Here is a 3,806-nt window from a genome sequence, read left to right as displayed (position 1 = left end):
GCACATCAAGTAGCGTGGGCTATGCCCAGTGGCCAAAGGCCTTTGGCTGATAGCTGTTCGCGTTCGCGAAGCGTCGGCTTTGCCGAAAGCGTGGCCAAAGGCCTTTGGCTGATAGCTGAATGCTTACCTAAAGCTAATGCAATAAAAGCTGCCAATCTTACCAAGAATAAACATCCTATCTTCAGCTCTATCACAGTTATTGATGGGGGAAAAGATTGGGATTATGATTATACAAGTCGAAGAAGTAAAAGTGAAGATGGCAAAAAAAAAGCGGAAAGAGATAGAAAACATTCAAATCAGACCTGTGAAGATGAAGTCCTTGAGAGACTCCAAGGGGAAAAAGATGCAATTTGTGGTTCTATACCACTGCCTGGGTGTAAGCCAGCTTTGGATAAGCTAAAAGCCGGGAAAAAACTCAAAGGAAGATCAGTCAAAGGAATAACGAAAAACCATGTTATTAACAGAATTAAAATTCTACAAGAATGTATTGATCAAAGACAACAAATACAAGATGAATGCTTTGGTGGAAAACCGGATCAAAGACACACAGATGCTCTCAATCAAATGAGGAATGCACTGGAAAACTGCCAAGAGCTATTAGACAATTATGGAGATTATATATAAAGAATATTTTTAGCTCAAGCCTTGAACGTTACTAGTAATCTCAAGGATTGAGTTTAAAGTAGTTTATCCTCATCTTATTTTTGTTAATTAAAATGAACAATAAAGATATTTTTGAGATAATTCGATACCATGATGATAGTAATCTTGCGAAGATGATTGAACAAGGTCTCGACGTTAATTTTTACATGCCTAATCCCCCTTTCTGGACTCCCTTACAAGAAGCGATAGATGAAGTTGATTATGGAGGAAAAATAGAAATTGTAAAACTTTTGATAAAAGCCGGAGCTGATGTCAATGCTTGGAATCTAGACCGGGATTCTAATCCATTACTCATGGCTATGTGGGGCGGCCACAAAGAGATAGTAAGCTTACTATTGAAAGCGGGAGCTAATCCTAATGTCAAGGATAATGAAGGCAATTCTCCTCTGAGATGGAGTGTAGAGGAAGAAAATATAGAAATGGTTAAACTGCTCCTCAATCACGGAGCAAAAGACACAATCAATGAAGCTGGCGGATTTAGTGGAATGAATGCATTAGGGATCGCGGTAAGTAAGCTGAATATTCCTATAATTAAAACGCTTCTCGATCGAGATGCCGATCCGGAAGTAATTGATAACGATTACCGAAAACCAATAGAAAGGCTGCCGAAGAATGCAGACACTGAGATAAAAGAGAAAATCAAAAGATTATTGGTGGGTTACGGCGCAAAAGAGCCAAATGTCTCTTACCTCAAGCAAACAAGCCCATGACACACTCTAGACATACCTCATATAGTATGGTAAGAGGCGTTCAGCTTAGGACATTTTTCAAGGCGGAATCCTGACCGCTCCCTGAATCTTATGTCCTAACTTATTGGCCTAGGGCTATACGCGATCGCGTAGCGTGACCTACGGTCAATCGCACAAGCGCGGAAGCTGAGGCCGTAGGCCACGCTTTGCGTTCGCGTAGCGTCGGCTTTGCCGAAACGCTTCATCGCGTAGCGTGACCTACGGTCAATCGCCGATCTAACCCACAATAACTTAGAACTCTAAAAGAAGTTGATTATTGTATAATGGTTTTGTATCAAGATTTGCATAGATTGCTTATCTGAAGAGGTGATTTTAGAATGGAAAAAATAATCCAGTATCGCCAATACATTAAACAACTTCTGAGTGATTATGCCAGTAAAAGTCCATCTGATCAAGATGTTGAAGCTGCCTTAATTTTTGACTCAGACCACGACCATTATCAAGTTGTTTACACTGGTTGGAAAAACCGCCAACCCATGTATGGTTGTGTTCTACATTTCAGCATCAAAAATGCCAAAATTTGGATACATCATGATGGAACTGAAATTGGTTTTGCCAACGAACTCGTCAAATTGGGAGTACCAAAGACTGATATTGTACTAGCATTTCAAGAACCTGCTGTACGTCAATATACTGACTTCGCAGTGAATTAGAGTAAATTTATCGGCAGTTTTTATAATTTGAGAGGTAAATTGACTGTCATAGAACTTATCAGCAAACACTATGCGATCGCATACCCAGTATGTTCACGAATCTCGGGGGGATGAAAAGCAAGAACAATCCTATCCTTCGGTACTCCTGAAGCAACCAATTCATCCGTGATCCCATCTTCCATACCGTCGTAGTGAATCCAAATTTTACCATCGCGGATTTCACCATGAACAATCGTACCATATACACGGCGATGATTTTCCCAGCCTTCATGGACCAGCAGAAAATGGTTGCGAACGCGCCCCGCGTGACCATAGGTCAATCGCCACTGATAATCATATGAATTGTCACATCACCGAATATATCTAAGCCTGTGAAGCAACACTTTGGGGATTAACACTTATAATCTCAGTAAAACGTTTGAAGTCATCAATGTTAAATGTAAGTAAATGTGTAATTTTATGAGTTACCATCGCAGCAACTAAACGAGCATCATGTACTTGTTTTCCCTTAACCTGATGTTTAATAACAATACTTTCCCACTCAGCCAAAATCCCAGGAGTATCAGGATATACTAAAAATATTCTCTTGATTTTATCTGTTGCTTGTGAAGCTTCATCAATAGATAAACCTAAACCATTATTGCTAATTGGTCGTGTGGCAACAGCCCAAAACTCGATAAGATTCTGTGGAATAATACATAAAGACACACCTTGTCTTCTAAGCATAAAAATCGCTTTTCGAGCATCGGGATGCATCGGGCTATTCTTCTGCACCAAACGCAGCAAAACATTTGTATCCACCAAATAGCTCATAACATTTCTTCTTCTCTTGTGTATATACTTTCTCGGACAACTGCTGTATCGGCAAGTGGCGGTGCTACAGTAAAAGCTGGACTATTGATTAAATCCATTAATTCCGAGTTCCATTCTTTATCGGTTACTGTTTCATAGAAACATGTTTGTTCTTGGTTCATCAAACTATCTTCAATCACAGATTCAAGATAGGTTTGTACTGATACACCTTTGGCAGCAGCTTTAGCAATTATACGAGCCTCTACTTCTGGTTTAAATTGAAGCTTTATAGTCATTTTTTTTTATAAATAATGAAATTATTTTCCAGGCAATACCATTATAACTGAAGTCACCCATACACGTGTACTATCAATACATCAAAGCTTACTGTGCTTGCTTTTTGACATGGAGAACAAATTCACTCTTGGGTATAAATCTCTCAAAGCCTTATTTAGCAAAGATTTTGGCTTATATTTTTTTTATTTTAGAGCGTATCCTCATCAAAAAAAAAAGGAGTGGCTGAGTGCCTTCGCGTAGCGTGGCCTACGGCCAATCGCTTTTAGCGGCTCTTTTGGAGTATCGCGAAGCGTAGCCCTTTGGGCTAATCCCATGATATTGTAGGGTGCGCCCTTCGACAGCGTAACCCACCAAAGCCAATGCTATGCGATCGCATACCCACTATGTTCACGAATCTCGGGGGGATGAAAAGCAAGAACAATCCTATCCTTCGGTACTCCTGAAGCAACCAATTCATCCGTGATACCATCTTCAATACCGTCGTAGTGAATCCAGATTTTACCATCGCGGATTTCACCATGAACAATCGTACCATATACACGGCGATGATTTTCCCAGCCTTCATGGACTAGCAGAAAATGATTGCGTTCGCCACTGATAATTACAGAGGTTGTCACATCACCATAGCGGTCAGGAAGATTGGCGTAATACA

The 3,806-nt window shown here is 40.2% G+C and carries 7 protein-coding genes and 1 pseudogene; 3 read left to right on the top strand and 5 right to left on the bottom strand.

The annotated features are described in order from the left end of the window. Positions 1-624, top strand: a 624-nt coding sequence (locus tag F6K20_RS28380; protein WP_287256598.1) for a hypothetical protein, incomplete at its 5' end; no start/stop codon positions are given. Positions 625-716: 92 nt separating this feature from the next. After that, positions 717-1,373: an ankyrin repeat domain-containing protein gene (locus tag F6K20_RS28375; protein ID WP_008178110.1), complete on the top strand. Its 657-nt coding sequence runs from the start codon at positions 717-719 to the stop codon at positions 1,371-1,373. Positions 1,374-1,468: 95 nt separating this feature from the next. Here the strand turns inward: F6K20_RS28375 and F6K20_RS28370 are convergent, their stop codons facing one another. Further along, positions 1,469-1,639 (bottom strand): hypothetical protein, encoded by a 171-nt coding sequence (locus tag F6K20_RS28370; RefSeq protein WP_154659645.1) that lies wholly within the window; start codon positions 1,637-1,639, stop codon positions 1,469-1,471. Between the two features lie 90 nt (positions 1,640-1,729). Between F6K20_RS28370 and F6K20_RS28365 the strand changes: the two genes are divergently transcribed. Then, a complete protein-coding gene (locus F6K20_RS28365) occupies positions 1,730-2,065 on the top strand; it encodes a XisI protein (protein WP_008178108.1) in 336 nt (111 codons plus the stop codon). A 68-nt stretch (positions 2,066-2,133) separates the two neighbouring features. Here F6K20_RS28365 and F6K20_RS28360 read toward each other — a convergent pair. The 4 genes and pseudogenes from F6K20_RS28360 to F6K20_RS28345 all read right to left on the bottom strand — a co-directional run. Further along, positions 2,134-2,364, bottom strand: a pseudogene (locus F6K20_RS28360) (XisI protein); the annotation flags it as partial. A 64-nt stretch (positions 2,365-2,428) separates the two neighbouring features. Further along, positions 2,429-2,878: a type II toxin-antitoxin system VapC family toxin gene (locus tag F6K20_RS28355; protein WP_008178103.1), complete on the bottom strand. Its 450-nt coding sequence runs from the start codon at positions 2,876-2,878 to the stop codon at positions 2,429-2,431. Further along, positions 2,875-3,153, bottom strand: coding sequence for a hypothetical protein (locus F6K20_RS28350; protein ID WP_008178102.1), 279 nt, complete (start codon positions 3,151-3,153; stop codon positions 2,875-2,877). Before F6K20_RS28350 ends, F6K20_RS28355 begins: the two co-directional genes overlap by 4 nt. Before the next feature lie 363 nt (positions 3,154-3,516). Continuing rightward, positions 3,517-3,806, bottom strand: a 290-nt coding sequence (locus F6K20_RS28345; RefSeq protein WP_287296898.1) for a XisI protein, incomplete at its 5' end; no start/stop codon positions are given.

The organism is Moorena sp. SIO2C4 (assembly GCF_010672485.1).
Lineage (GTDB): Bacteria > Cyanobacteriota > Cyanobacteriia > Cyanobacteriales > Coleofasciculaceae > Moorena > Moorena producens.
Note: the sequence above shows the minus strand (reverse complement) of the source record. Positions and strands in the feature narration are given on the sequence as shown.

Excerpts from the sequence above, each read along its gene's own strand:
- F6K20_RS28375 (WP_008178110.1), top strand. The coding sequence starts at position 717 with ATGAACAATAAAGATATTTTTGAGATAATTCGATACCATGATGATAGT.
- F6K20_RS28365 (WP_008178108.1), top strand. The coding sequence starts at position 1,730 with ATGGAAAAAATAATCCAGTATCGCCAATACATTAAACAACTTCTGAGT.
- F6K20_RS28355 (WP_008178103.1), bottom strand. The coding sequence starts at position 2,878 with ATGAGCTATTTGGTGGATACAAATGTTTTGCTGCGTTTGGTGCAGAAG.
- F6K20_RS28350 (WP_008178102.1), bottom strand. The coding sequence starts at position 3,153 with ATGACTATAAAGCTTCAATTTAAACCAGAAGTAGAGGCTCGTATAATT.